At 70.5% G+C, this 23,136-nt stretch carries 17 protein-coding genes and 9 pseudogenes; 10 read left to right on the forward strand and 16 right to left on the reverse strand.

Annotated features, from left to right (window positions below; genetic code table 11):
- Positions 1-558, forward strand: a pseudogene (locus ACFY3I_RS39365) (hypothetical protein); the annotation flags it as partial.
- 55 nt (positions 559-613) lie between these two features.
- Here ACFY3I_RS39365 and ACFY3I_RS39370 read toward each other — a convergent pair.
- Together ACFY3I_RS39370 and ACFY3I_RS39375 are read right to left on the reverse strand one after the other, a co-directional pair.
- The gene (locus tag ACFY3I_RS39370) at positions 614-877 is read right to left on the reverse strand and encodes a hypothetical protein (RefSeq protein WP_390865751.1); all 264 of its coding nucleotides are present in this window, start codon (positions 875-877) and stop codon (positions 614-616) included.
- A 324-nt stretch (positions 878-1,201) separates the two neighbouring features.
- Positions 1,202-1,360: pseudogene (locus ACFY3I_RS39375) on the reverse strand (IS701 family transposase); the annotation flags it as partial.
- 393 nt (positions 1,361-1,753) lie between these two features.
- Here ACFY3I_RS39375 and ACFY3I_RS39380 point away from each other — a divergent pair.
- Together ACFY3I_RS39380 and ACFY3I_RS39385 are read left to right on the forward strand one after the other, a co-directional pair.
- Positions 1,754-2,254: a hypothetical protein gene (locus ACFY3I_RS39380; RefSeq protein ID WP_390865752.1), complete on the forward strand. Its 501-nt coding sequence runs from the start codon at positions 1,754-1,756 to the stop codon at positions 2,252-2,254.
- Between the two features lie 190 nt (positions 2,255-2,444).
- Positions 2,445-3,246: pseudogene (locus ACFY3I_RS39385) on the forward strand (transposase family protein); the annotation flags it as partial.
- On the opposite strand, the pseudogene ACFY3I_RS39390 reads toward ACFY3I_RS39385, so the two are convergent.
- Positions 3,244-3,580 (reverse strand): annotated as a pseudogene (locus ACFY3I_RS39390) (transposase family protein); the annotation flags it as partial. The pseudogenes ACFY3I_RS39385 and ACFY3I_RS39390 sit on opposite strands and share 3 nt — an antisense overlap.
- Before the next feature lie 700 nt (positions 3,581-4,280).
- Between ACFY3I_RS39390 and ACFY3I_RS39395 the strand changes: the two are divergent.
- Positions 4,281-4,829: a GNAT family N-acetyltransferase gene (locus tag ACFY3I_RS39395; protein ID WP_390865753.1), complete on the forward strand. Its 549-nt coding sequence runs from the start codon at positions 4,281-4,283 to the stop codon at positions 4,827-4,829.
- A gap of 51 nt (positions 4,830-4,880) precedes the next feature.
- On the opposite strand, the gene ACFY3I_RS39400 is transcribed toward ACFY3I_RS39395, so the two are convergent.
- The 3 genes from ACFY3I_RS39400 to ACFY3I_RS39410 form a co-directional block, all read right to left on the reverse strand.
- On the reverse strand, positions 4,881-5,006 hold the full coding sequence (locus tag ACFY3I_RS39400) for a hypothetical protein (protein WP_390865754.1): 126 nt from the start codon (positions 5,004-5,006) through the stop codon (positions 4,881-4,883).
- Positions 5,007-5,179: 173 nt separating this feature from the next.
- A complete protein-coding gene (locus tag ACFY3I_RS39405) occupies positions 5,180-5,932 on the reverse strand; it encodes a polysaccharide deacetylase family protein (RefSeq protein WP_390865755.1) in 753 nt (250 codons plus the stop codon).
- Positions 5,929-7,263: a glycosyltransferase gene (locus ACFY3I_RS39410; protein ID WP_390865756.1), complete on the reverse strand. Its 1,335-nt coding sequence runs from the start codon at positions 7,261-7,263 to the stop codon at positions 5,929-5,931. The genes ACFY3I_RS39405 and ACFY3I_RS39410 overlap by 4 nt, the downstream gene beginning before the upstream one ends.
- An 852-nt stretch (positions 7,264-8,115) precedes the next feature.
- Between ACFY3I_RS39410 and ACFY3I_RS39415 the strand changes: the two genes are divergently transcribed.
- Positions 8,116-8,790 carry a phosphatase PAP2 family protein gene (locus ACFY3I_RS39415; protein ID WP_390865757.1) on the forward strand — a complete coding sequence of 225 codons (675 nt, stop codon included), beginning with the start codon at positions 8,116-8,118 and terminating at the stop codon, positions 8,788-8,790.
- 388 nt (positions 8,791-9,178) lie between these two features.
- Here the strand turns inward: ACFY3I_RS39415 and ACFY3I_RS39420 are convergent, their stop codons facing one another.
- The 3 genes and pseudogenes from ACFY3I_RS39420 to ACFY3I_RS39430 form a co-directional block, all read right to left on the reverse strand.
- Positions 9,179-10,204: a M56 family metallopeptidase gene (locus ACFY3I_RS39420; protein ID WP_390865758.1), complete on the reverse strand. Its 1,026-nt coding sequence runs from the start codon at positions 10,202-10,204 to the stop codon at positions 9,179-9,181.
- Positions 10,205-10,208: 4 nt separating this feature from the next.
- On the reverse strand, positions 10,209-10,637 hold the full coding sequence (locus ACFY3I_RS39425) for a BlaI/MecI/CopY family transcriptional regulator (RefSeq protein ID WP_390865759.1): 429 nt from the start codon (positions 10,635-10,637) through the stop codon (positions 10,209-10,211).
- Between the two features lie 354 nt (positions 10,638-10,991).
- Positions 10,992-11,302 (reverse strand): annotated as a pseudogene (locus ACFY3I_RS39430) (YncE family protein); the annotation flags it as partial.
- A 136-nt stretch (positions 11,303-11,438) separates the two neighbouring features.
- Between ACFY3I_RS39430 and ACFY3I_RS39435 the strand changes: the two are divergent.
- From ACFY3I_RS39435 to ACFY3I_RS39445, 3 genes and pseudogenes are all read left to right on the forward strand, one after another.
- Positions 11,439-11,822 (forward strand): annotated as a pseudogene (locus ACFY3I_RS39435) (hypothetical protein); the annotation flags it as partial.
- A gap of 376 nt (positions 11,823-12,198) precedes the next feature.
- Positions 12,199-13,704, forward strand: coding sequence for a hypothetical protein (locus ACFY3I_RS39440; RefSeq protein ID WP_390865760.1), 1,506 nt, complete (start codon positions 12,199-12,201; stop codon positions 13,702-13,704).
- Positions 13,701-14,639, forward strand: coding sequence for a lysylphosphatidylglycerol synthase domain-containing protein (locus ACFY3I_RS39445; protein WP_390865761.1), 939 nt, complete (start codon positions 13,701-13,703; stop codon positions 14,637-14,639). Before ACFY3I_RS39440 ends, ACFY3I_RS39445 begins: the two co-directional genes overlap by 4 nt.
- A gap of 44 nt (positions 14,640-14,683) precedes the next feature.
- On the opposite strand, the pseudogene ACFY3I_RS39450 reads toward ACFY3I_RS39445, so the two are convergent.
- Positions 14,684-14,908, reverse strand: a pseudogene (locus tag ACFY3I_RS39450) (helix-turn-helix domain-containing protein); the annotation flags it as partial.
- A gap of 96 nt (positions 14,909-15,004) precedes the next feature.
- Here ACFY3I_RS39450 and ACFY3I_RS39455 point away from each other — a divergent pair.
- Complete coding sequence (locus tag ACFY3I_RS39455; RefSeq protein WP_390865762.1) at positions 15,005-15,322, forward strand: Imm51 family immunity protein; 318 nt, start codon at positions 15,005-15,007, stop codon at positions 15,320-15,322.
- A gap of 130 nt (positions 15,323-15,452) precedes the next feature.
- Here the strand turns inward: ACFY3I_RS39455 and ACFY3I_RS39460 are convergent.
- From ACFY3I_RS39460 to ACFY3I_RS39485, 6 genes and pseudogenes are all read right to left on the reverse strand, one after another.
- A pseudogene (locus tag ACFY3I_RS39460) lies at positions 15,453-15,744 on the reverse strand (ABC transporter permease); the annotation flags it as partial.
- Positions 15,745-15,841: 97 nt separating this feature from the next.
- Positions 15,842-16,690 (reverse strand): iron uptake transporter permease EfeU, encoded by an 849-nt coding sequence (gene efeU / locus ACFY3I_RS39465; RefSeq protein WP_390865763.1) that lies wholly within the window; start codon positions 16,688-16,690, stop codon positions 15,842-15,844.
- 44 nt (positions 16,691-16,734) lie between these two features.
- Positions 16,735-17,385, reverse strand: a pseudogene (locus tag ACFY3I_RS39470) (Dyp-type peroxidase); the annotation flags it as partial.
- Between the two features lie 14 nt (positions 17,386-17,399).
- Positions 17,400-18,563 carry an iron uptake system protein EfeO gene (gene efeO / locus ACFY3I_RS39475; RefSeq protein ID WP_390865764.1) on the reverse strand — a complete coding sequence of 388 codons (1,164 nt, stop codon included), beginning with the start codon at positions 18,561-18,563 and terminating at the stop codon, positions 17,400-17,402.
- A 346-nt stretch (positions 18,564-18,909) separates the two neighbouring features.
- Entirely contained in the window at positions 18,910-20,373 is a 1,464-nt protein-coding gene (locus ACFY3I_RS39480) for a sensor histidine kinase (protein ID WP_390865765.1), read from the reverse strand.
- On the reverse strand, positions 20,370-21,131 hold the full coding sequence (locus ACFY3I_RS39485; RefSeq protein ID WP_390865766.1) for a response regulator transcription factor: 762 nt from the start codon (positions 21,129-21,131) through the stop codon (positions 20,370-20,372). The genes ACFY3I_RS39480 and ACFY3I_RS39485 overlap by 4 nt, the downstream gene beginning before the upstream one ends.
- Positions 21,132-21,541: 410 nt before the next feature.
- Between ACFY3I_RS39485 and ACFY3I_RS39490 the strand changes: the two genes are divergently transcribed.
- On the forward strand, positions 21,542-23,116 hold the full coding sequence (locus tag ACFY3I_RS39490) for an IucA/IucC family protein (RefSeq protein WP_390865767.1): 1,575 nt from the start codon (positions 21,542-21,544) through the stop codon (positions 23,114-23,116).
- The last annotated feature ends 20 nt before the right edge of the window (positions 23,117-23,136 follow it).

A 23,136-nucleotide genomic window follows, 5' to 3' on the forward strand; every position in this document is an offset into this window, starting at 1 on the left:
CCGGCGACGTTCACCGTCACCAGTGCGAAGGCGACGCCGATCGGCGCCGGCGCGGTGGCCGACATCCTGGCCTCCTGCCTGGGCTCGGACGCGTCGCAGTACCACGCGGTGCTCGCGGTCCGCGCTCCCGTCGCCACCCAGGACGAGGACGGCGTGGTCGTCGCGGCCAACTCCGCGAACCAGTACGTGCAGTGCGAGTCCAAGGGCCGTAAGGGCACCAGCCAGGACTCCCCGCCCACCTTCATCAACGACCGCCTGTGGGGCACCGGCCACCTGATCGAGTACTTCGACTCCACCACCGAACCAGCCGGCGGTGGCCAGTACCTCTCCCTGGGTGCCGGGCACTACGCATCCAACATCGCCAAGGTCACCATCAGCTTCGGCGCCGACCCGACGCAGTACCCGGCCGCCATGGCGGGCGGCGCGTTCGCCTACACCATCGCCCTGTCCGCCGGCACGACCCCCCTCGATCCCCACATCCAGACCCCGACCCCCTACGTCCACGCCTACGACGCATCCGGCAAGGAGATCTACAACCAGAAGACCGATTCCTCCTGAGGCAGGCAAGGTTCGTGCGGAGATCCAGCACGGCGACAGTGGCGGTGGCGCTCGCTCACCGCGGATGGCGGCCGAATGCGAGCACGTCGGTGTCCACCTCCGAGGCTGGTCTCTCAGGCGGCTGAAGGGGGAGAGCCGCGGCGGCGAGGGCGATCTGCTCGGCTCGCTGCCGTGACGCTGCCGCAGCTGCCCGCGAGGCCGCGAGGGCTTCCTTGAGCCTCACCACCTCCTTGCGCAGCCGTGGCTCCACTTCCGGTGTCTGGTGCGTCTGCGCACGGACCTGGGCGTAGAACTCCTCTTTGCGGAAGGCCTTACGCACGGGAAGAGCCGGTCCTCCCGCAACACCGCTCGGTGCATCCGCCCGTCAGCGGCGCCGGGGGCCGGGCCGACACCGGTCCCGCGCCCCGGCGCTGCTCGAGAAAGAACCTCGCCGTCCGACCGCGCGAATCCGCAGCGCCTGTAGCACTCGTGCTGGCAGCTGCCTTCACCGGTGAGGCTGGCGTGGGGAAAACCGTCGTGTCAGATCGTCGCTGTCCCAGCCGGACCACCCCCGCCACAAGGCCATCTACCTGGCCAGCCGCGCCGTCGGTGTCGCTGGGAACCACCACGCGATCGGTCCCCTCGCTCGGCGACGTCCCACGCCCGCACAAGTCCACGCTGATCCCCGAACGGCCGCGTCCCCATCCTGGTCACCGAGCGCCGATTCCCGCGGCTCCGACCGGCTGAACCGGTGCACAAACCGCTCGTTCACCGCGCCCAACTCACACGCCCACACACGCACATCAGCAAGGTCCCCACCCATAAACACACCAACGAGCGACCTGGCCAGCAGTCACGATAGAGACCGTTGCAGTCGTCGTGGGCGTGAAGTGCGGAATGCCGGGGGGAGACAGGTCGGGGCGTGGCCTGTGACGTCGCGCCGGGTGGCTCTTGCGCCCGGCGCTGTCCCGGGGACGTCGACGCCGACCTCCACGACGAGGTTCGGCGCCACGAGAGTGACGTGCAGCTTCTCACGACTTCCCCACGGGCGGACAACGTACGCGGGTAGGCGAGCCGGTGCCTCCGCACCCGAACCCCCTATGGGCGTCGAAGTGTGGCTCGCTGAAGCGGAAGTGGCGGGAGTGTGACCATCGCGCCATGACATGTTCATGTTTACTTCGCATGGTTAACGCTTCTGGCCTCAATGATCGCGATCATGAAATATCTGAAGGCCCTAAAAGTGACTCTGCCCGTGATGCTCGCCACCCTCATGCTCTCCATCGCGGGCTCTATGTCCACTGCGTCGGCGGCGACGACCTACTGGACCTACGAGGACCGCTTCGAGGACAACTGCCTCGCCGCCTCCCCCATAACCTCCAATGTCTGGTCGGACGACTGCAGCAGCACGGTAATCCACGTCTACGACTGGTATTGGGGGAACGGCTTTCAGACGGTGGACGGTGTCACCTACCGCGCGCTGATCAGCAGAGCCAACGACAAGTGCCTGACCACGGACAACAAGACCAGCAACAACGCTCTGTGGACGAGTACATGCGACGGTGGCGACCAGTGGTGGAACGGTGACTTCAACAACCTCCGGAACCTGAACGGCAACTATCTCCGTACCTCGGGCAACGGCAACGCCGTCTACGCCAGCCCGTACTACGTGGGCGTCGAATTCGACCGTTTCTACTGGGAAGGCTACCGTCATAGCTGACCGATCTACGGCACAACGAAGGGCCTCGCTCCCCGCGGAGCGAGGCCCTTCCGCTTTTCTCTCCGCCGGACATCCGGTGAGGTGAGGAGGCCCGCCGATCGGACTTACTGAGCCGCTTTCATCCTGTACTGGTGGGTGAAATGGGCTGGTCAGCGGGTGTGGTGACGAGGCAGGACCCCTTGTCGCCGGCGTGGTGATTCCACTCAGCACGCCGGCGACAAGGGGTCCTGTTGGTTCCGTATCCTGCCATGTTCGACGTCCCGCACGAGCTTGTCGGGCATGTCGCCTGGCTGCTGCACGATACCGGCGGACTCTCAACACCCGTTGGCGCAAGCTCGGTTGCTTCCAGCAGGCACTCCTCACCCTGGTTACACCTGCGGAAGAACGAGACGTTCGCCCAGCACGGCGCCGGCTTCGGCATATCCGAGAGCACTGCATGGCGTTACGTCGACGAGGCCCTGGACGTCCTGGCCTCCTGGACCCCAGCCCTCCAGGAAGCCCTCACCGGTCTCGGCCAAGGCGACCACGTCATCGTTGACGGCACCCTCATCCCCATCGACCGCGTCAAGGCGGACGAGCCGTACTACTCGCAAAAACACAAGAAGCACGGCATGAACGTCCAGGTCATCGCACGGCCGGACGGAACCCCGCTCTGGTTCTCCCGAGCGACGCCCGGCCGCACCCACGACCTGACCTCCGTCCGCGCCCACGGCATCATCCAGGCCTGCCTCACCCGACAGATCCTCGTCCTCGCGGACCGCGCTTACCAAGGCGCCGGCGCCACCTTCCGCACCCCCTACTACCACCACGGCGAACAGCCCGAGCACTACCAGGCGTTCAACCGCGACCACGCCCGACACCGAGCCCCCGGTGAACGCGCCTTCGCCCAACTCAAGTCCTGCCGTATCACGCGCAGAGCACGTTGCTCGACCCGTCGCATCAGCCGCATCGTCCAGGCCATCCACGTACTGCTGACCTGCCACTTTTCAGGCCCGTGCCGCGGACAGTGCGCGGTTGAAGGTCTGCTGCGTGGGTGTGTGAGGTCACGGGCCCGCGGGCGTCTGAGTGCCGTCGTCACATACGGGACGGCTCCCATATCGGCACGGTCGGCGGGAACCGGGACGCCCTGGCGCTCACAGATCCGGATGATCCGGTGGGTGCGGGCGGCGGTGAGGTCGTGCGCACGGCCGGGCAGTGCGGACGAGATCCACAGCAGCCGCCCGGCAGGGTCGGTCACCACTTGTACGTTCACCACATGCCGACGGCGCTTGTGAGATCGGCCCAGCTGTCGCCGACCCGGTCGCGTTCCGCCGGCGTGCCATCCAGTGACGACTCCCGAACCAACCGCCTCCGCCCCCTGCCCGTCCCTCGGTGCAGGGAAGCGTGCTCGCCGCGTACGTGGGGCTGCCCTTCCGGTCTCCCCTCGTCTGACACGGCTGAACGGCGTTCCCGGTGCCCACTACCATGGCGGCCGGGGATGACCTGCGCCCAGACGCACCACGTTCCAGAGAAGTCCGGAGGTGCCGACTGGTCGAGGCATCTCGGCGGTGTCCCCGAAGGCGATGACGTCTCCTCCGCCTCGGTGGGGCAGCGCTCAACCGCATGGCCGGGCGCCTGATGTCATGGGGGCGTGAGAACACGTCTTGCAGTCGTCGAAGTGCGCTATTTGCGTACCGCACGGAAGACACCTCCCCACTGCGTCAGGCCGTCCTCGCCTGGCTTCCGGCGTGTGCGGGAAGCAGATGACATCCTGGGACAGGGTGGCCGGCTTGTAGGGAACATCCCCGCAGGTGCGGGGAGCCGGAGTCGGCCCACAGCGTGGCTTCGTTCACGGTTGTCGGCAGCGTTTGTCGATCGGTTTGAGCAGCAGTTGGTGATCAGCGGCTCGGCGGATGTTCACGGGAAATGACGTCACCGGGAGCAGCGTCGTGCTTCGTTGCCGTGCTGGCGCTGAACGGAGCGATGAGGAGGGGCGGTGCTCGAAACCCGAGTGCGGGCCGGACTCGGGCCACGGCAGGATGGGCGGATGGAGCAACCCCTTCAAGTGCCTGAACTCGCCGCTGACGCGGGATTCGCGCTGCGGCCGTGGCGTCTTTCTGACCTTCCGCTGGTCCGTGAGGCGTCGGAGGACGACTACATCCCGTTGATCACGACGGTGCCCTCGCCGTATTCCGAGCCGGCAGGCGTCGCGTTTGTAGAACGGCAGTGGGGCCGGGCGACCACGAGGGCGGGGTATACGTTCGTCATCGTGACCTCTGCCGGTCTGCCGGTCGGCCAGGTGGGGCTGTGGTTGAGGGATCTGGAACAGGGCCGTGCGTCGCTGGGCTACTGGGTCGTCAAGTCGGCGCGTGGTCAGGGAGCCGCCGTGGCTGCTGTCAACGCCGTGGTCGGCTGGGCCCTGCGGGATCTGCGGATTCCCCGGCTCGAACTGTGGGTGGAGCCGTGGAATACAGCCTCCGTGCGCACTGCCGAGCGTGCGGGGTTCCAACGCGAGGGACTGCTGCGGGGGTGGCAGCAGATCGGGAACGAACGTCGGGACATGTTCATGTATTCGCTGCTGGATGACGAGACGTGATGTCGTTGGTCCCGCCACCGGGCTGGCAGGACCAACGGGCTGGAAGCAGGGTCAGCCGACCTTGGCCGGGGCTTCGGCGTCGAGGCCGGACCGATCGCCGAGTAGAGCCGATCCCGAGGAGACAGCCTGGTCGAGCAGTCGCTCGACCACCTCGTCGACCGTCTTGTCGCCGGCCACGGATGCGGCCGCTTCGTCTTCGTCTTCCTCGACTCGTCCGATCCGTCTGGCCCACAGGCCCGAGGCCGAACTCCGGGCCAGGCTTCCACGTCACGGACTTACACGATCTTTCAGACACGCTCGGCCCTGAGCCGTCGCATCATCTGAGGCCGAGAGTCTGGCTCAGGGAGTGTTCACCCGCGGGGCAGGCCGGGGACGCCGTGTTCGCGCAGGGGGCCGACCTGCCAGCCGCGTTCCTGGCAGGTGTCGAGGATGCGCGGCAGCGCGGCGAGGGTGGTGCGCCAGGAGCCGGTCGCGGAGGTGCAGTCGGAATCGTGCAACAGGATGGTGCCGCCACCACGCAGGTCCCTCAGGACGGTGCGCTCGACGGACTGCGGGGTGGCCCGCCTGCGCCAGTCCTCGCCCCAGCATGTCCAGAGCACCGGGGTCAGACCGAGGCGCCGGCACGCTAGATGGGCGGCGGTGCTCATCACCCCGTACGGCGGCCGGAAGAGCACGGGTGGTCTGCCGGTGACGTCGGCCACGGCGTCGCGGGCGCGGGCGAGGTCGTCGTAGGCGGCGCGGGGACCGCGGAGCAGCAGCGGGCGGTGGTGCCAGCCGTGGACGGCGATCTCGTGCCCGGCCGTGGCCATCTCCTTGGCGAGCCCCGGTGAGCGGGCCAGCATGGAGCCGAGCAGGAAGAAGGTGGTCCGCAGTCGGCGTGCGTCGAGGAAGTCGAGGAAGCGCGGGGTGGACAGGTGGTCGGGGCCGTCGTCGAAGGTGAGCGCGACGTGATCAGGCCGGCCGAGGCCGGCCAGGCGCGGCATTGCCGCGTTGCGCAGCGGCCCGATCGTGGAGATGACGGGCGCCGCGTGCAGTGCCGCGAGCGTGGGCACCGCCGCGGCCGAGGCGAGCGCCGTGGCACGGACGAGACGGGCCGGGGTCATCGACCGTCTCCGTCCAGGTAATGGGCGACGGCCGTGAAGCGGCCGGGCGTCTCGTTGTAGGTGTAGGCCAGTGGGGCGGCGACACCCAGGCAGGCCGTGGCCGCCACGGTGCCGGCCGTCAGGGCGATCCGTCGTCGGCCGGCGAAGTGTCGTATCGCGGGCTGTGCGTCCGGCGCTGGGTGCGGCCCGGTTCTGGCGGCGATGGCGGTCACCGGTCCGGGGGCCAGGCGGTGCAGGTCGAGTCCCACCGCACGCTGGGCCCGACCGCGCGGTCCGTGGAGGATCTCGGCCAGCACCGGGCCGAGGTCCGCCGGGTCGCGGATCCAGGCCGCCAGGCCCGCCTCGTCCAGGGCGGCCGCGTTGGTATGGCCGTGACCGGGTATGCAGCGGTAGCTGGCCACCGGCAGTCCGGCGGCGAACGCCTCCAGGGAGGTCAGCCCGCCCGCGTTCTGCACCAGGATGTCGCAGGCGTGCATCAGCCCGGCCATGTCGTCCACCCAGCCGAAAGTGTGCGCGATGCCGTCCCCGCGCAACTCCTCCGTGAGGGCCTGGTTGCGGCCGCACACCACCACGGGCACCGCTACTCCGGTCTCCCGTATCTCGGCGGCGGCCCGTCGCACCGGTCCGACGCCCCACGACCCGGCGACCAGCAAGGCCAGGGGAGCGTCCGCGGGCAGGGCGAACCGCTCGCGGGCGGCGGTCCGTTGCCCGGCGGTGGCGGGGGTGAAGCGCGCATCGGTGACCGGACCGACGACCGTGGCGGCGGCCGCGCCCTGTACGTGGGCCTGGGCTGCCGGCACCGGATGCACGGCCAGGTGGGCGTCGATGCCGGGGGCAACCCAGAGGGTGTGGACGGAAAAGTCGGTGAGGTAGGTGAAGGCCGGCACCGTCAGCTTGCCGCGTCGGCGTAGCGCGCCGAGGACCTGGCTGGCGCCGGGGTAGGTCGAGACGACCGCACGGGTGTCCGGCGCGAGCGCCCGCAGGGTGTGGTGCTCGGCCGCGCGGAACAGGGCCCGCCACAGCGCGCCGGGGCGCGTCGCCCGGTCGGTGGCCGCGTACAGGCGCTGGTAGCCCTCCGGCATCCAGGTCAGCATGCGGTGGTAGGCACCGCACAGCAGCCGGCCCATACCGGTGGGCAGCAGGTCGAGGAAGTCGTGCCGGTCCACCAGATACCCGTGCTCGGTCAACAGCTTGGCCAGCCCCGCGGCCGCACCGTCGTGTCCCGCGCCGACACCGGCCGAGATGATCGCGATCCGCCCGGCACCGCGCTGCGGCGGTGCGGCGGACGGCGAGGGCGTCGATTCCGGTGCCCGGTCGTCACGGTGGACCACGGTGGATCGCCTCCTGATGGGCTATGGGGCACACCGAGGCCGCGCGTGCGCGCGGGCCAGGGCCACGACTCGACCGCTGTGGTGCCGGGAAGGAAAGCTACTACATGATGTAGTACTTGGGAAATGATCGCTGCGGGATGGGGGCGGAGGCGATTCGGGCTCTGGCAGCCCCGCTGATGCCGGTCAAGTTACTACGAGATGTAGGGGCGGTGATGGTTCGTCGGGGGGAGGGGTGCCGATGGCGTCAGGTCTCATCACTGTTGCGGCAGCGCTGGATCCACAGGTGATGCTGACGAGGTTCGGGGCGTGGGCCGTACTGGTCGTGGACTTCGCGGAGACCGCCCTGCCCGTGATGGGCGTTCTCCTGCCCGGTGGCACCCTGCTGTTGCCGGCCGAGGTGGATCGTGACGCACTCGAGGCAGGCGTTTCGGGCTCGTCCGTGCCCGACCGTGGGCGGTCACGGCATTGGTGACCAGGCGGCCTTCCGGGATCAGGTGAACCTGGCGAACCGCCTGGGCTTCGTTCCGTTCTTCGTCCCCGCCCCCGATCGGGTCAATCCTGCCTCGCGGATGCAACGTCGTTCCTGCTCTGGGCGTGGCCCGCCAGGTGGGGGTCTCCGTGGACGCCACCGGGCGAAATCCGACCTCGGACGCGCTGTGTGGCGAACGGCCCACCCTTCATATCTACAAGATGTAGTAGATTGGCTGGGCGGCCACCCTGGCGTCGTCGCCATGTCATTCAAGCGCCACCTTGCAAGTGGGAGGCGACCGGTGACAGAGCCCGACCCCCCATTGCCGCTCGCTCATCCCGTGAGCACTTGACGCACGCACAAGGACGGAAGGACCTCTCCCTATGGCCGCGGCCGCCACCGCGCAACTGGCCCTCGACGGACCCGGTATGGACGGCTCGTTGTTCACCTCGGTCACCGACTTCGCCCGTGACACCAAGTGGCTCAACAGGCCCATGGAGGTGTGGACCAACATCGGTCTCGGGGTCTTCGCCATCCTCATGATCGCGGGCTGGTGGACCGCACGGCGCCGTGGCCCGCGGGCGATGACCGTCGCGCTGGCCGCGCCGGTCGCCGTCCTGACAGCCTTCGCCGCCACCGAGGTCATCAAGAAGCTGGTCGCGGAGGTGCGGCCCTGCCGGTCGATGCCCCACGCCTACCTCGTCGACACCTGCCCGGCACCTTCGGACTACTCCTTCCCCAGCGGGCACGCCGCCGTCGCCGCCGCGACCGTGGCAGCGCTCTTCCTGCTCGACCGCCGGCTGAGCGCCGTCGCCGCCGCGTTCGCCGTACTGGAGGGCTTCAGCCGGGTCTACGTCGGCGCCCACTATCCCCACGACGTCCTTGGCTCCGCCGCCGTCGCCCTCCCGGTCGCCTACCTCGTCAGCTGGGTTCTTCGCCGCTGGGCCACCCCGCTGGTCGGTTCCCTGAGCCAAGGTTCGCTGCGCCCCTTGCTGACGACCGAGCTCATCACCACGGCGTCGGCCCGGCAAGCCGTTTCGGCCGGTGATCCACTTTGATCGCCCGTCCGACGCCGCCGCCTCTCAACATCGTGCGGCGTGCCGGAAGCCGGGACCAGGGAGCCGGCACCGGCGTCGGCAAGCCGGCGGTCGGCGGCGGGTCGGCCGTGTGCCGGCGGGACCTCGGGGGAGTGGCGCGCGTAAGGCGGCCCTGCCCGACGGATCCGGGGCCAACCCGAGGCGTAGCCCTGCGGCTTGCCGCCGTCGGCAATGACGCGGACCCGGCGTAGACAGGCCGGACGCCGGCGTCGGGCTCACGCTCGCCCGTGAACCGGCGTTGTCGCTCGGCGGTCGGCTCGCCTTGGAGCGAGCCGCGCACCGCGCATGTTCGTCGTGCTCCTGCCGATCCGCCCGGGCAACGGCGGGCGTGAGGACCGGCGCCTGGAGGTCAGAAGTGCCGCTCTCCGTGCTCCGGACGATCAGGGGCGGCACAGCAGCCGTCCGGTCCGTGTTCAGGTGCATCGTCGTGGTAGATCGCCGCGGCGGCGGTGGTATTCGCCTGTGTCCTGCACAGCGCCCACTGCGCGCTGTCCAACATGCGGTCGCTGTCCGAGGCGGCGTTGGCCAGGCTCGCGCAGCAGACGGCCAGCAGCACACCGCCCGCCAGCAAGGGCAGGCGGCGACGGGCGGGCGGCGGGGCCAGCAGGGCCCGTACCCGCTGGGGCACCACCCCGCCGGTCGCGGCCAGCGCCGCCGGACGGGACGCACCGCTGGACGCCAGGGCGGCGCGGCCCACGGCGTGGGCTACGACCGTGCGGTCACCGACCCGCTCGGCGGCCTCCTCGTCGGCCCAGCGCTCCAGGACGAAGTCGCCCGCGACGGCCACCGGTCGCAGCAACGGGTTCAGGGCGGCCGTGAGCCGCCACACGCTCTGGAAAACGTGGTGACGCCCGCGCAGATGCGCCCGCTCGTGGGCGAGCAGTGCTTCGCGCTCGGCATCACCGAGACGCCGCAGCATCCCTCGGGAGACGACGATCCGGCCCGGTGACCCAGGCAGTGCGAAGGCCAGCGGGACGTCGTCGTCGATTACAGCCAGCTCCGTGTGTCCGGGCAGCTCGGCGCACTCCCGTCGGGCCCGGAGCAGGTGGCGGCCCTGCCGGACGGCGGCCACGCCGAGAGAGACGACACACACCGCGAGCATCAGGGTGCTGACGGCCGCGACCACGGCATAGACCGGGTCCTGGGAGCGCAGCACGGACACGGACCAGCGGCCCTCCTCCGCGATCTGCGGGATCTGTGCCACTCCGGTGAAAGCCAGCAGGGCGAGGGATCCCGCCCATCCGGCCGCCGTCACCAACGCGGCGCAGGCCAGCGCCAGGGCCGCCGGGCGCGGGGGCAGCCGGTGCGCCGCGGGCGGCGCGAGCACCGCGAGTGCGGCGGTGACGAGGAACGGGACATAGACGCTGATCAGCACCGGCTCACCGCTGCCCGGGCGAACGCCGGCTCTCGGGGAACACGTCGTCGTGCCCGGCCAGCAGCTGCTGCAGCAGGTGCTCGTCCTGTTCGGACAGCTCCGAGACGAAGCGGGCCAGCACCGCCTGACGGTCGGAGCCACCCGTCAGAAGAGAGTGCATGCGCTGGGCGGTGTGCGACGCCTCGTCGCGGGCCGGCTCGTAGGCATAGCCACGGCCCTCGCGGTGCCTTACCAGCATGCCCTTGTCATGCAGCCGGGACAGGATGGTGAGTACCGTCGTGTAGGCGAGGTCGCCCGGCAGCTGTTCCCGGACCTCCCGCGCGTTCCGAGGACCGTCTGCCGCCCAGAGCGCGGCGAGTACGTCGCTCTCCAGTTGGCCGCGAGCCCGTCTGCCGGATGCCTCGTGGGCTTCCTCGTCTCCTTGGCCCGTCACCTCACCGTCCGCCTTCCCTCGCCGTCGTCGCGTACAGGCTACCCGCCCATGTCCTACCCGTTGTAGGACGTGTCCTTGCCGGAGACCGCCAGGTAGCCGACGAAGCAGGCGATGGTGACTGTCCAGGCGAGGGTGACCGGACGGCGACTCCGCTGGAGTCGCCGCCGATGACGCTCGCCTGGGGCACGGGACCTGTGACGCCATGGCCGCCGACGAAGCTCCTGCCGCAGGCCGAGTTCTGATGGGTACCGGTGGTCGGCACGGCCTCGCGGTGCCGGAAGCCCGTCACCTGTACTCGCCGCGCACGGCTGCAGTTCGTGGTGCATCTGGCAGTCCCGGAGCAGCGCCCTTGTATCAGCGGAAGATGCCGGTGTGACCGAGCGAGTGGCGGCCCGACTGCGGATGGATCGCGAGGCCGTGCGGGGCACCGCCCACCCTGACGCGGGCAAGCTGCTCACCGGTCGTGGTGTCGATGACGTGGAACTCGGCGTTGTACCGGCCCGACAGCCACAGGACTCTGCCGTCCGTGGAGACGCCGCCCGTGTCGGGGCTGCCGCCGTTCGGCAGGCGCCAATTCGTGGCCCGTCGGCCCTCCTGACCTCGAGCGCGGAGAGGGCGCCCTCGCCCAGGTTCCGGCTGTATATCGCGTGGGAGTCACGGCTGACGCAGGACGGGGCCCGGCGTTCGGCGGCAAGGGTGGAGCGCCGCCATGACAAGGCCGTGGCCGGGAGGCGACACGTGCACCATGCTGACCTGGGGCGAGGGTGGCGGGGCGGCGAATGCGGCACGGCAGTCAGGGGCCGTGAGTCCTTCTACTGGCTCGCCGTCCTGCTGACGATTTCGCTCAGTAGCGCCACCGGTGACCTGGTATCCGAGCGGATGGACTTCGGCTACTGGCTGTCCGCGGTCCTGTTCGCCCTGCTCATCGCCGCGATAGCCCTCGCACACTTCGCGCTTGGCCTGGACGCGGTGTGGAGCTTCTGGATCGCCTACGTCCTCACCCGCCCGCTCGGCGCCTCCATCGGCGACTACCTCTCGCAGCCGACCGATGACGGCGGTCTGGGCCTGGGCACCGTCGTCACGAGCGTGCTGTTCCTCGGCGTTGTCCTCGGCCTGGTGGTGTACCTGGCGGTGACCCGGAAGGACGTCCCGCAGCTGCACCGAGCCGCGCGCCAGGCCGCCTGAACAGGTAGGAGCAGGGGCGTCAGGAGCGACAGGCAGGCGTTGGTTCCGTCAGGAAGAGACGCACATGATCGACGCTCGGCGGTGACCAAGCGGGGTCTCGCCCGCCCCGGTATCAGCTGAACAGAAGGCACAGGCGCGGCTTCTTGACTCCGGCGCATCCAGCAGTGTGACCAACGTCAGGACGGGCCCTCGTGCCTGGACGCCTCGCACGGTCCGGGCGTCTTGCGTGGCTGCCGCTTGTCGTGCCCGGCGCTTTACGAAGGAGTGCGGAGGCGGCTTCTCACCCGCCTCTAACCCTGCAAGCCGTAATGTGGGATGTCCTCCTACAAGATGTAGAGGATACGATTCCGTGGCGTGCGACGACGAGAGGTGCAAGATGGCCGACGGCTCGAGCGCCACGACGACCGGTGTCCCGCGCACCGGCCGCCCATCACAGACCATCCCGACCCGGCGCGCACGAGGCGAGCCCCGGCTCGGGGCCGTGGCAGCCACCTTCACACTCGCCCAGTTGGCCCTCGTCCGGCCGGATCTCGGTCTCGGCTGGGACGAGACCGTCTACGTCAGCCAGGTCAGCGGCCACGTTCCCACCGCCTACTTCAGCGCGCCGCGCTCTCGAGGCATCTCGTTCCTCGTCGCGCCGGTCGCCTCGTGGTCCGACTCCACCGTCCTGCTCCGGATCTACCTGGCCGTCCTCTCCGGACTGGCCCTCTACCTCGCCCTGCGTGTGTGGCGGGGCCACTTCGGGCCGGGCGTTCTGGCCCTGGCCGGTGCCCTGTTCTCCTCGTTGTGGGTGACGCTGTTCTACGGCCTCCAGGCCATGCCCAACTACTGGGTCGCCATCGGCGCTCTGGCTTGCGTCGGCTGCTTCCTGCGCGCCCGCGCGGACGCACGCGACCGGGCGGCCTGGTGGGGGGTGTTCGCGGGCGCGTCCCTGATGGCGGCGATGCGCCCGATGGATGCGGTCTACGTCGTGCTGCCCCTGCTCGCGTTCGGTCTGCTCCTCCGGCGCTGCCCGCGTCTGCTCATCGTGCTGGTCGTCGGGCTGATGGCGGGGGCCGGGGAGTGGGTGATCGAGGCGTACACGAGTTACGGCGGCCTCGCGCAGCGTCTGACCGCCGCCTCCGCCGTTCAGGGCGGCCTCGGCTGGCACCTTGCCGTGCTCGATCAACTGCGCAGTCTCGGCGGCCGTACTCTGTGCCGGCCCTGCACCGGAGTGCCCCCCAACCCCGTGGTGACGTTGTGGTGGTTCGTGCTGCCGCTCCTCGCCGTCTTGGGCGCGGTGGTCGCCGTTCGCGCCCGGCGCGCGCTGCCCGTGCTGCTTCCACTGGCCTGCGCGGTCACGGCCGCCGTCCCCTACCTCTTCCTCATCGGCTACGCGGCCCCCCGCTTCCTGCTGCCCGCCTACGCCCTGCTCGCCCTTCCCGTCGCCCACGGTCTCGCCCATCTGGTCACGGCCCAGGTCGACCGGTTGGCGCGCACCGCAGCCGTCAGCCTGGTGGTGATCGGTGTGGCAGGTCACCTGGTCGTGCAGTACGTCGTCCTGGAGCACACTGTGCACAGCTCCGCGGCCTCCCGCGCCGACTGGTCCCGCACCACGGCCGCCCTCCGCACGCTCGGTGTCCGGCAGCCCTGCCTGCTCAGCGGCTACGACGCCGTGCCGATCGCCTTCTACACCGGCTGTGGCTCTGCCCAGACGGCAGGGCACGACGCCAGCACCACCGTGGCCGAACTGAAACGCGCCGCTCACCACACGTCCTTCGCCGTCCTTGCGCCACCGGGGGTCCGTCCGCCTGTGTACGCGCGCACCTGGCCGGCGGAAAGGGTCGGCGGGCTTCGGGTGTACGTGGGACCAGATGTACGGCAGGGGAGGGGAGCGCCGTGACCGCGACCGAGAGCCTGCCGATCACCTCGGGCAGGCGCCCGTATCTCCAGCTGGGTATCACCCTGGTTGTGCTTGTCGCTGCGGGCTGGATGCTCGCCGCGCACCGGGCCACGCTGGACAGTGGCACCGACCGGCTGGCCGCCGCCGACGGGGAGTGGCTTGTGCTCGCCTGCCTCGCCGCGGTGGGCACCTGGGTGTGCGCGGCCGTGGCCCAGCAGGGGGCGGTGGCCGAACGGCTGCCCAGAGGGCGGCTGGTGGCGGCTCAGTTCGCTGCCGGCGCCGCCAACCACCTCCTTCCGGCGGGGGCCGGAGCGGCGGCGGTCAACCTGCGGTTTCTGACTCGGTGCGGGCTGTCCACCAGGCGCTCGGTGACCGCGCTGGCGGTGAAGGCGGCCGTCGGCGGGATCGTGCGGTGCGCTCTGGGCATGGCCCTGCTCGTTGCCTCGCCCGGCACGGTGCGACTCTCCGCGCGGGCGCCGCATCTGCTGGTCCTGCTGCCGGCGGCGGCCGGAGCCGTAGTCCTAGTGGTCACGATCAGCGGTCGCCTCAGACGGACGGTGGCCCGAGCCTTCGCCGACGTGCGCGATGTGCACCGGCGCCGGGCGCGGGCCTGGGCGCTGTGGGGCGGGTCGGTCGCGTTCGCTCTGCTGCATGCAGGTGTGGTCGTCGCCGTGGTCCATGCGATCGGTATCGGCCTGCCCGCGAACCGCGTGGTCATGGCCTACCTGGTCGCCAGTGGCGCGGCGGCGCTGCTGCCCACGCCGGGCGGACTGGGCTCGCTGGACGCCGCGCTCGCCCTGGCACTCACGGCGGCCGGTGCGCCGGGACCGGCGGCGGTGTCGGCGGTCCTTGGCCACCGCCTGCTGACCGGATGGCTGCCGCTGGCCCCCGGGCTGCTGGTCCTGGCGCTGCTCGCCCGCCGCTCGGCACTGTGAACCAGCGAGGTGCGCGCCCTACCGGGGGTGCCGTGGGCGCGTTCTCAGTCCTGCGGATCCGGTTGCCGTGCGAGCCGGCATCCGTGGCCCCGCAGCGCGGTGATCCGGGGCAGCCGGGACCGCCTGCCCGCCGCTCGTGCCGCCTCGGTGAGTCCGCGGCGCAGGCCCGCCGGCGTCACGTCGAGGGTCTTGGTGGAGCCGAACCAGTTCTCGTCCCACACCTCGGCCATCAGCGTCTCGCGCGAGACCGCCTGACCGGTCCGCTCTGCTGGTGCTGTGACCGGAGAGGTTCACCGGTGTCGGGAGCGGATGAGCCTGTGGAGGGAGCGGACGGCCCGTGGGCCAGGCGTGAAAGGATCGCGGCCGTGACCATCAAGCTTCATGACTTCGACGGCGAACACTCGCTGACGTTGGATGCCGGTGGCCTGGCTGCTGATGCCGCGGTGGTCGACGCGGAACACGAGCCGAACGGATACTTCTGGGAAGGTCTCGTGCGGTTTGCCTGGCCAGACATCGCCGAGCGCCTCGACTTCGACAGCGAGGCCGGCATGTTCTGCGCGGTCGGGAGTCCGAGCGACCTCGTGCTTCTCAAGACGGCCGTTGAGTCAGTCATCACGAGCCCCGAGGCAGTCCGCGACATCATCGCCCGGGCGGAAACCTCGGGCTTCGAGTTCGACGATTAGGGATCCAACCGGATAGCGACACGAGTTGGGTCAGGATGCTGTCCTGAGGGGGCGTCCGCCCCAGCGGATGCCCTTCTCGCTGCGGATCCGGGCACGCTCCTTGCGCTTCAGGGGCGCGAATGGTGGGCGCCAGGCCCTGCCTTCCGGCCAGCACCGCCGCGGTGAGCGCGCCCCCGATGAGGATGCCGGTCACTGGAATGAGCGCGATGCCGTGCACTGGCAGCAGGCCGATGGCGGCGGAGAAGTGGCAAGTTGCACGCCTGCGCGTAGGCCGGCGGACAGTGCTTCCCGGGCGTGGCCGAAGCCTTGGTCGAGGGGGACCCGGGCCGCGGTGGTAACGGCGACGGCGGCGGCCGAGAGTACGGTCAGGACCAGGCGAGCGCGGCGTTGACCGGCAGTAGGGCGGCCGAGGCGGAGTTCATGGGCGATCACCGTCGGTGTCGATGTCCAAGCCCGCGAGTCGTGTCGCCCGGGGCCGCCGACCGGTCCGGTCCGGGACGGCGGCCGCCGGCGTCGTGGCTACTCGGCTGTCGGCTGGGTTGCCGGTCGCTGGGGCCGGGAGGCCGGGCGAGCGCGTTCGGGGGCGAGGAAGAGGGCCATGACGGGGATGAGGTAGAGCAGCCAGACGATGACCTGGAGGACGGTCGGGTCGGGCTGGAAGTTGAAGATGCCCTTCAGCAGGGTGCCGTACCAGGAGTCGGGCGGGATGGTGCTGCTGATGTCGAAGGCGAGGGTGCGCAGGCCGGGCAGGAGGTCGCCCTCTTGCAGGTCGTGGATGCCGTAGGCGAGGACGCCGGCGGCGACGAGGACGAGCATCGCCCCGGTCCAGCGGAAGAACTTGGCCAGGTTGATGCGAAGGGTGCCCTTGTAGAACAGCCAACCCAGTACCACCGAGGTCGTGAGTCCGAGGACGGCGCCGACGAGGGGCCGGACACCGTCGCCGCTGGCCTGCACGGCGGTCCAGATGAAAAGGGAGGTCTCCAATCCTTCGCGGCCGACGGCGAAGAAGGCGGTGATCACCAGGGCGCCGGTGCCGAGCGCGAGGGCGGCGTCGAGCTTGCCCTGGAGTTCGGTCCTGAGGTGGCGGGCGGTGCGTCGCATCCAGAACACCATCCAGGTGACCAGGCCGACGGACAGGATGGACAGGGTGCCGCCGAGGATCTCCTGTGCCTGGAAGGTCAGGGTGGAGGATCCGAACTGGAGCAGGGCGCCGAAGGCGAGTGAGAGGGCGACGGCGATGGCGACGCCTGTCCACACGGGTGCCAGTCGGTCCCTGTTGCCGGTTTTGACGAGGTAGGCGATGAGGATGCAGACGACGAGGCTCGCCTCCAGACCCTCGCGCAGTCCGATCAGGTAGTTGCCGAACACGCCGGTTCCTTTCTACGGTTGAAGCTGTCAGGCACCGTGGTGTGTCAGGTGAACAGCGCCCGGCCCCACCAGCCGCGGCTGTCGCGGGCGCCGGGCGGGACGGCGAACAGTGCAGAACCCACGTGCTGGATGTACTCGTTGAGTGCGTCGGAGCCCGCCAGGTTGGTCTGGACGGGTATGAACCCGGTGCGCGGGTGACGCTGGTGGGCCGGGAAGAACGGGCCCGCCTCCAGTGGGCCGAGGCCGTCGGCGCCGTCGGCGAAGGAGTGTCCGCGCCGCAGGATCGCCGCGCCGCCGTCGGTGTCGGGGAACGCGATCCTGACGGGTGAGTCCGGCTTCGACGCCTTCAGGAATGCCTTGTCGTGCTTACGGGCCCTGCCGACCGGGGCACCTACGTGTTCGTCCCGGCCCAAGATGTCTTCCTGCTCCTGCAATGGGGTGCGGTCCCAGGTCTCGATGTTCATCCGGATCCGTCGGGCTACGGGATACGGGCCGCCCGCCATCCGGCCGTGTCTCCCCCGTCCGGTGGTCCAGACACGCCGATCGAGAGCGGCGGTGTCGGTGCAGGGGATGTTGCGGGTGCCGTCCTTGAACCCCAAGAGGTCGCGCGGGGTCTGCGCGTCGGGCGCGGTGGAGGTCTTGCCGAAACCGAGTTGGGGCCAACGTTCGGCGACCTTGCCGAACCCGATCCGGGCCGGGCTTGCGTGGGTCACTTCGCCACGGAGGCGGCGAGCTTCGACAACGGCTCGGCCAATGCGTTCACTCCGTCGGAGAGTTCCTTGCGCTTGGCCTCGGGGACCTGGTCGTAGGACAGGTAGGTGTAGGAGTCCTTGCCCGAACCGTTGTCCATGCGGTAGGTGTCCAGCCTCTTGGCCAGCGCGGCGAACTGCTTGTCGAGTTCGTCGGTGAGCGTGGAGTCGTTCTTCGCCGCGACCGGCTTGAGCAGGTCGTAGGACTTCTGCGCGCCTTCGAGGTTGGCCTTGAAGTCGACCAGGTCGGTGTGCGAGTAGCGTTCCTCCTCGCCGGTGACCTTGTTCCGCGCGACCTCGTCGAGGAGTTCCTTGGCGCCGTTGGCCATGGAGGTCGGGGTGATCTCGGCGGTGCCGACCCGGTTCACCCAGTCGTTCAGGTCCGTCATCAGTTGGTCGGCGAGTTCCTTCTCCCAGGTGCCGATTCTGCCGTCCTTCCACAGGGCCTTCTCCAGGCGGTGCCAGCCCGTCCAGTCGGTGGCCGGGTCCTGGCCCGCCTCCAGACCGTCCTCCCGGACGTCGACCTTGGGGTCGATGTCGCCGAACGACTCGGCGACCGGCTCCGTGCGCTCCCAGCCGATCCGGGACGGGGCGTAGAGCCTCTTCGCCTTCTCCACGTCACCCGCCTTGACCGTGTCGGCGAACGCCTGCGCCTTGGGCAGGGTCTGCTGGGCCTGCGCCAGCACGTAGGAGCGGTAGGAAGCAACGGCGGCATCGGCCTCCGGGCTGCGTACGGCCGCGGTGTTCTTGCCGGTGGCCTTCACCTTCCGGCGGATCCCGTCGCCCTTCATGCCGGGCTTGCACGCGATCTCGTAGTCACCGGCCTTGAGTTCGGTCACCAGGGACGCCTTGGTGCCGGGGCCGATGTTCTCGCGCTCCGCGGCGATGCGGTCGTCGGGGAAGAGGACGTACACCTCGGTGACCTTGGTGCCCTTGTTCTCCATGGCCAGGGCGACGTGCCCGGCGGGGAACTCGGTCTTCGAGACCTCGCACTCGGTATCCGATGCGGTCACGGTGACCGCGCCGTCCTCGCTCGCCGCCTTCTGCGTGCAGCCCGACAGGGCGACGGCGATGGCCATCGCGGTGCCGGTGCCGAGGAGTACGGGACGGGGTCTGGCGGGCATGGGGGTGCCTCGATTCGCACGGGAGGGCGACGGCGCGGGCACAGGCGCCCGGCCGCAGTTGAGTCTACGTGCATGTAGACAGTGAGGGAAGGCTGTCCTTATCTCGCATCGGTGAGGCGGCGACCTGGACCGGGAGAACGCGGGTCGCGCACCGGTTCGCGGCGGCAGCGGAGTCGAAGCCGTCATCCACTACCGTCATCCACTACCTGCGACGCGCCGATCTCCAGCAGGGCCGGCTCGCACCGGCCTGCACCTCATGTGCCCCCGCCGTCCCCGGACATCGTCCTGAAGCGGTCGGCCGGCTACGAGGCTCGCGGCGCCCGGCCGACGTACAGACCCCCGTGTCCTACCGCACGGGTGCGGGCCGGGCCGCGGCGTCGGCGTGCGCGGCGGTGACCGGCCGATCGTGCCGCTCGCGGCAGTCGGCGTGCCGGAGGCGGACGACCGCGTCGAGTCCGCCGCCGGGGGCTGCCTCCAGGGTGACCTCTCCCCCTCCTGCGCGAGTGAGATGCCGGACCAGGGGCAGACCGAGGCCGGTGCCGTCGTGGTCGGCATGAGGAGCTCGCCAGAAGCGGTCGAAGGCCCGGTGGCGCTCGGCTTCGGTCATACCGGGGCCCTGGTCGGTCACATGCAGCTCGGTCACGGGCGGGGTCCGGGTGCCGTCCACGGGGGTGGCGACGACGGCCAGCGTGACGGAGGTGCCCGGTGCGGACACACGGAGCGCGTTGGAGAGCAGATTGTCGATGATCTGTTCCAGTGCGCCGGGGACCGCCAGCACCGGCACGGACGTGCCTCCGCACACGACGATGCCGACCTGCTGTTCGGCGGCGAAGGCCGTCCAGATGTCCGCGCGGTCGCGGACGACGGCATCCAGATCGGCGGCCGCTGCCCGGATCTCCGTGTTCTCCAGCCGGGCGAGAGCGAGCAGCCCGTGCACCATGCGGCTGAGCCGCTCCAGCTCCCCGAGGGCCTTGTCGAGACTGTCCTGGGCGCAGGGGGCGAGGTGCGGCTCGAAGTTCTCCAGGCGCAGACGCAGTGCGGTCAGGGGTGTCTTCAACTGGTGCGACACGTCGGAGGCGAACGCCTGCTGAGCCTGGAGCAGGTGCTGAAGCCGGGTCGCGGTCCGGGTGAACGACGCCGCGAGCCTGCGCAGTTCCGCCGGCCCGCGGTCGGTGGCGAGGGGATCGGTGATCCGGCCTTCGGCGAGTTGCGCGGTGGCGCGTTCCAGGGCGCGCACGGGGCGGGTGATCGAGCGAGCGAGAGCGAGTCCGATCAGGGATGCGACGGCGAGGACTCCGAGCCCGAGAGCGGCGAGGAACAACCAGGTGGTGTGCACCCTGGCATCGAGCGGGCCCAGCGCGTACACCGTCCGCACCACACAGGCGACGGCGGGGCTGGACCCGCCCGGCACGGTGACGACGAGGAATTCGCTGTCCGCGGGCGCGGTCCTGCGCGTACCGACGGTGGATCGATCGTGCAGCGCCGTGGAGATGTCCGGCTCGGCGGACAGGTCCTCGCCGACCACGGCGCGGGCGGCGGTGTCGGCGAGGACGACCCCCCGGTGGTCGGCGACCAGTACGGTACCGCCGGTCCGCCGCCCGTACGCGACGGCGAGGTCCGGCAGGTCGGTGGTCAGTCCGTGCTCCATCCTGTCCTCGCAGACCTCGGCGAGCGTCATCGCCCCTTGCTCCGCCGTGCGGGAGAAGCGGGCCACCTCGCTGCGGGCGTAGAGAACGCCGAAGGGAACTTCGAGCGCGAGCAGGACGAGCAGTATCAGGCTCAGGTGGCTGAGCAGCAGGCGACGGGTCACCGGAGCTCTCCGCCCAGCGCCCGCGCCGCGGCGGACGTGGCGTCGAGACGCGCCGGGAGGACGAGACGGAAGCCGATGCCGCGAATGTTCTCGATCCAGGATGCGTCGCCGAGCTTGCGGCGAAGCGCGGCGATGTGGACGTCCAGGGTCTTGGTCGGGCCGAAGAAGTTCGGTTCCCAGACCGTGTCGAGGATCTGCCGGCGGGAGCAGACCGCACCGGGGTCCTCCGCGAGGCAGGTGAGCAGGTCGAACTCCTTGGGCGCGAGGGCGATGGACGACTGGTGCAGGCGTACCTGCCGGGTCCGGCGGTCGATGGTCAGCGGGCCGATACGTTGGAGGTCGGGCGCCCCGGGACGATCGAGGCCGTCCGAGGTCCGCGAAGACCCGCACGAAGGGTCCGTGACCGCCGGGCGGGCGCGGCGGGTGACGGCCCGGATCCGGGCGACGAGCTCCCGTACGCCGAAGGGCTTGGAGACGTAGTCGTCAGCGCCCAGTTCGAGCCCGAGTACACGGTCCACCTCGTCGTCCCTGGCCGTGATCATGATGATCGGCACGGACGAGCGGGATCTCAGCGCCCGGCAGACGTCGATGCCGTCCATGTCGGGCAGCCCCAGATCCAGCAGCACCATCGCGGCCTCCGGCGCGGCGAGGCCCTCGGCCCCCGTGGTGGCGTGATCCACGGTGAACCCGAAACGGCGCAGTCCCTCCGCCAACGGTCCGGCCACCCGGTCGTCGTCCTCGATCAGCAAGACACGCATGCCGAAAGGCTCACAGACACCGGCCGCTGCGCGTGGCGCAAACGCCGCAAGCTCCCCCGAGCCGGTGATCTTCCACGGTCGGATCAGTCGCTGTGGCGCGGCTTCTTGACGACATCAAGGGCCTGGCCAGTGCGGCGTAAGCCGAGAGTTAAGACGGCGGACTCCGGCCCGCGGTCTCCCAGGTGACAGTCGGAATCTGATCCAAGGTCAGTACGCCCGCTCCTGTGTCGTCCTCGGACGGATCGGCCGGAACCGTACGAGGCGAAGCGCTGTACCGGGGGTGTCCGCGATCTCTCGCTGTATTCGCTCTGGCAATTCCCTTGATCGCCTTCCCGTAGCGTCGGCCGGGCGGTCGGTGCCACCGGAGCACCACCGGGACAACCCGCCACCGCAGGAACGAGGGACACCGCATGCCCATCGACGAACTGCGCCGCATCCGCCCGGACCTGGTGGATCCCTTCGCGGACGCGCTCCCGGGAGCACGTGCCACCGTGCTGTCCCGCCTGTGGGGCGCCTTCGCACGAGAACCCCTCCCCGGTGTCGCCACGCGCCGCCGTGCGCGCGAGTCCTTGGTGGTCGAACTGCAACGGGGCGGCTCGCTCTCCGCGGCCGAGGCCGGCGCGCGACCGTTCGCCGACGTTCCGCAGGACTTCGCCGTGTCCGGGCCGCGGGGACCGATCAGCGACCCGGTCCATCTGCTGGCACAGCTGGGCCTGCGTACCCCCGCGGCCGAGCGGCTGGCGGCCGAACTCGACAACAGCGTCGTCAACCTGGCCCTCGCCAGAGCCGCGAACACGCACCGGCAGGGCACTCCGGCCGACTCGGCGGATGCCGAGCAGGCGGTCGTCGACGGCCACCCGCAGCACCCCTGCTGCCGGACCCGCACCGGCATGTCCGTCGCCGACGTGCTCGCCTACGCGCCCGAACACCGTCCCGTCGTCAGGCTGGCCCTGGTCCGGGTCCCGGCCGACCGCTGGCAGGGCGCCGGCGACTGGCCGCGGACACTGCGGGACGGCGACGCCCACCTGCTGCCTGTGCACCCCTGGCAGCGCGACCACGTGCTCCGCCACCACCGCGACCTGGCCGTCGTGGAGGAGACGATCCCGGCCCGCCCGCTGCTGTCGCTGCGCACCCTCGCACCGCTCGGCGCGCTGCCCGGCTGCCACGTCAAGACCGCCCTCGACGTCCAGGTCACCAACTACCGGCGCACCATCTCCGCGGCCGAGGTCGCCGACGGGCCCGCACTGTCCGAGCTGGTCGCGGCCGTCATCGACAAGGCCGGTCACGGCGACAGCCTCCGCGTCCTGCGCGAACTGGGCGGCGGCTCGGTACGTGTCCACGGAGAGCCCTCCGCGAGCCTGACGGCCATGATCCGGGAATCCACCGAGTGCCACCTCGGCGCCGGGGAGATCGCGGTACCGCTCACGGCCGTGCACGCGACCGGAGCCGCCGTGGTGTCGGGGGACCCGGTGCGCTGGTTGGCGGACCTCGCCGGACTCGTCCTTCCGCCGGCCCTGACGCTGCTGTCCATGGGGGTGGCGCTGGAGGCGCACGGCCAGAACACGCTGGTCGTCCTGCGGGACGGGCGGCCGGTGCGGGTGCTGTACCGGGACCTGGACGGCGTACGGATCAGCCCGCGCCGCCTGGCCCGGTGCGGTTTCACGCTGCCGCCGCTGCTCGGCACCCGCGCCGGGGACGACACCGGCGCGCTGCGCACCAAGCTCTTCGGCGGCCTGGTCAGCGGGGTTTTCAGCGAGCTGGTCGACGTCCTTGCCCGCACCCGGGCGGCTGACCCACGGGCGCTGTGGGGCACGGTCGCCGAGGCCGGACGCCGCGTGTTCGCCACCCTGCCGGACCAGGAGGACGCGGCGGCGTTCTTCGGGGACACGATGCCGCTGAAGGCCACCGTCGCCATGCGTCTGTCCGAGAACCCGGGCGCCGCGCAATGGACGTCCCTTCCCAATCCCCTGGTGTTGTGCCGTTGACCTCGAATATCCACCGCTGT

The organism is Streptomyces sp. NPDC001068, assembly GCF_042897315.1.
Taxonomy (GTDB): Bacteria; Actinomycetota; Actinomycetes; order Streptomycetales; family Streptomycetaceae; genus Streptomyces.

Bases quoted from the DNA above. Each gene is read 5' to 3' on its own strand.
- efeO (WP_390865764.1), bottom strand. From the start codon at position 18,563: ATGCCCGCCAGACCCCGTCCCGTACTCCTCGGCACCGGCACCGCGATG.
- ACFY3I_RS39485 (WP_390865766.1), bottom strand. From the start codon at position 21,131: ATGCGTGTCTTGCTGATCGAGGACGACGACCGGGTGGCCGGACCGTTG.
- ACFY3I_RS39440 (WP_390865760.1), top strand. From the start codon at position 12,199: ATGGCCGACGGCTCGAGCGCCACGACGACCGGTGTCCCGCGCACCGGC.
- ACFY3I_RS39380 (WP_390865752.1), top strand. From the start codon at position 1,754: ATGAAATATCTGAAGGCCCTAAAAGTGACTCTGCCCGTGATGCTCGCC.
- ACFY3I_RS39490 (WP_390865767.1), top strand. From the start codon at position 21,542: ATGCCCATCGACGAACTGCGCCGCATCCGCCCGGACCTGGTGGATCCC.
- ACFY3I_RS39415 (WP_390865757.1), top strand. From the start codon at position 8,116: ATGGCCGCGGCCGCCACCGCGCAACTGGCCCTCGACGGACCCGGTATG.
- ACFY3I_RS39405 (WP_390865755.1), bottom strand. From the start codon at position 5,932: ATGACCCCGGCCCGTCTCGTCCGTGCCACGGCGCTCGCCTCGGCCGCG.
- ACFY3I_RS39395 (WP_390865753.1), top strand. From the start codon at position 4,281: ATGGAGCAACCCCTTCAAGTGCCTGAACTCGCCGCTGACGCGGGATTC.